The sequence below is a fragment of the Moorena sp. SIO3H5 genome, assembly GCF_010692395.1.
Lineage (GTDB): Bacteria > Cyanobacteriota > Cyanobacteriia > Cyanobacteriales > Coleofasciculaceae > Moorena.
In genome coordinates this window covers 1-3,036 of the sequence record NZ_JAAHHS010000631.1, presented here as the reverse complement: position 1 = coordinate 3,036, position 3,036 = coordinate 1, and the positions used below count along the sequence as shown (strand labels likewise).

General features: G+C 45.0%; 2 protein-coding genes. Both read right to left on the bottom strand.

What is annotated here, in order from left to right; genetic code table 11:
- A partial coding sequence (locus F6K52_RS34720) for a S8 family serine peptidase (protein WP_293089521.1) occupies positions 1–1,672 on the bottom strand: 1,672 nt, incomplete at its 3' end.
- Between the two features lie 908 nt (positions 1,673–2,580).
- A partial coding sequence (locus F6K52_RS34715; RefSeq protein WP_293089520.1) for a hypothetical protein occupies positions 2,581–3,036 on the bottom strand: 456 nt, incomplete at its 5' end.

The following is a 3,036-nucleotide window of genomic DNA, read 5'->3' as shown; positions in this document are numbered from 1 at the left end:
CCGGTTGATTATAGCCAGCGGGAACCACTCCCATCTGCTGATAATGAACCGGCATTCCCTGTTGAACCGGCATTCCTTGCTGAACCGGTTGATTATAGCCAGCGGGAACCACTCCCATCTGCTGATAATGAACTGGCATTCCCTGTTGAACCGGCGTGGCGTGCTGAACCGGTTGATTATAGCCAGCGGGAACCACTCCCATCTGCTGATAATGAACTGAATGAACGGGCATGGCTTGCTGAACCGGTGGAGTGTGAGCAGCGGGAACTACTCCCATCTGCCCATGATGAACTGGATGAACGGGCATGGCTTGCTGAATAGGTGGAGTGTGAGCAGCGGGAACTACTCCCATCTGCTGATAATGAACTGGATGAACGGGCATGGCTTGCTGAACCGGTTGATTATAGCCAGCGGGAACCACTCCCATCTGCTGATAATGAACCGGCATTCCCTGTTGAACCGGCATTCCTTGCTGAACCGGTTGATTATAGCCAGCGGAAACCACTCCCATCTGCTGATAATGAACCGGATTAACGGGCATGGCTTGCTGAACCGGTGCAGTGTGAGCAGCAGGAACCACTCCCATCTGCCCATGATGAACTGGCATGGCTTGCTGAACTGGTGCAGTCTGTGCAGTAGCTTCTACAGTCATTTGTCCAGAAGTAGCACTGGGCACAACCGTCGTTTCGTAGACTTGCTGCTGATAAGCCGATTCAGCCGAACCCAAATTACTGGCTTCACTGGGTTGCATTCTTTCTACCTCCCAATTCTGATTGGACATTTCTGGTGTTTCCCCTTTAGTAATTAACTCATATGCTCCAGGAATGTTGAGACGACCTGCCAGACAACGACGAGCATCTGGAACTGTATCTGGGTGGCAAGGTAAGGCACTTTCAAGCAGTGCCTGACGGATGAAGTGAGGATCGGGTTTTTCTCCTCGGTTGAGCTGGATGCTCATTAACAGTGCTACCAGCCCAGATACAATTGGAGTTGCAAAGCTAGTCCCAAATTTTAGGGTGGTACCTCCACCAAGCATGGCTCCCAAGATGTTTTCACCAGGAGCCAAGATTCCCTGGTTTTGGTAAGCCTGACCCCAATTACTAAAATCGATTGGCAATCCCTGGTGATTCATTGCACCCACAGCCAGCACCGAGGGCAAAGCTGCCGGAACATGAAGACATTCACAGGCATTATTTCCCGCTGCTGCAACGATTAAAACACCATTCTCATGACAGTGACGGACAGCCTTTTCTAAAATCGGGTCTGCTGCACCAGATTCACTGAGTTCGCCTCCACTGATATTTATGACATTAGCTCCTTGTTCAACTGCCTGATTAATGGCTCGAGCTAGGTCTATTTGCAACAGTGAACGATTCTGACGATCAGAGAATACTGGCACAATCAGCCCACGACAACCGGGGGCAATTCCCTGAACTGGACTACCATGCTGCCCAAAAATTACGCTGGCAATGTGAGTACCATGACTAGCCATCTTCCCCACAGGAGCATCTGAAACCAGTGTAGGCAGCTTGGTTAGCTGGGCCCCTTGAAAGCTGGGATGAGATAGATCAACTGATCCGTCAAGAACGGCTACACATACGCGCGAATCGCCAATAGATTCATCCCACAACGATTGAATTCCAGGCAATTTTGACGCTGAGTAGTTAAACATCTATTGGTTATCCAGAGAAATGCTAGGGAGAAGGAAGTCCTTGAACCTCCCGTCTTCAACGGAGATAAGTGTGAAGCTACTAGCGCTGGAATCCCTTAGCCACTGCGGCGCAGCGCCCTATAGCTTTCACCCCGATAGACATTGTATACACTCCTCTGAGAAATCTTGAATAAATTAACAAAAATTGACATTCAGACAGAAGAAGAAGAAGTTGATTCCTATTGACAGGAGATTACCTCAACATCGGCTCAGTATTTTAATCCAACAAAACCCACTGATATAGTAATAACTATTACCTGGTAAAACTATATTTTTTTATAAAAATTTACCTAGAAATTATTGGGTTATTGGGTATTTTTTAAAATGATTATTTATATAAATAATATGCATATAGCCTTTCTCATAGCTATGAGATACAAATTATTTTTTCCCTGTTCCCTGTTCCCTGTTCCCTGTTCCCTGTTCCCTGTTCCCTGTTCCCTAAAACCTAAAACCTAAAACCTAAAAATTTGTACCTCATGGGTATAAGACTTGCTATATGTCATTTTTAGTTTTACATCATTTTTACATATATATAATTAAAATTATAATCAAGACTAATGAATAGTTGTTAGTCTTGATTATAATTAATGATTATGACTAATAAGCTATTTGGATATCACTACTTATTTAGACAACGTATCCCCTGTTAAATATTCAATACATATCTTGGTCATTTGTAAAAAATTAGATGCTTTTGCACTGCTCCATATCTAAATTTGGTTAAAAACCATATGGAATAATTTAGTAGTAAACGCTGAATTGAATCTTGACAGGTTAGAAAGTTAAAGGTGATCAAACCAACCTTTAATCTTTTAACCTGCAACTTGTAACCCAATCCAACCTGGAACCTTTAACCTTCAACTGCTTTAGCCTACTGTGGAAGAAACTAACTCCCTTTCTTCTGCCACATCAGGATTGGCTTGAGGAGTATCCGCCTCAGAAGGTGGTACCACTTGCCAGAATTTGGGCAGATATTCAGACCAGTTGTCCAGAATCATGTTGGCTTTCGGGCTACCAGTCCGAGTGGCATGGTCTTGAATTAAGCCTTTCAACTGCTGCTCTCCAGCCGCTGAAATCACCCGTTGAATCTTGACATCCTGGTTCACTTTGGCCGGAAAACTCTCCTCTTGATCTAGGAAGTAGGCTAAACCACCAGTCATACCAGCACCGACATTGCGTCCCACTTTCCCTAAGACTACAATTACACCACCGGTCATGTATTCACAGCAGTGATCACCAGCTGCCTCAATAACAGCATAGCCTTTAGAATTGCGCACACCAAACCGCTCACCAGCACCGCCATGGGCAAATAATGTTCCACC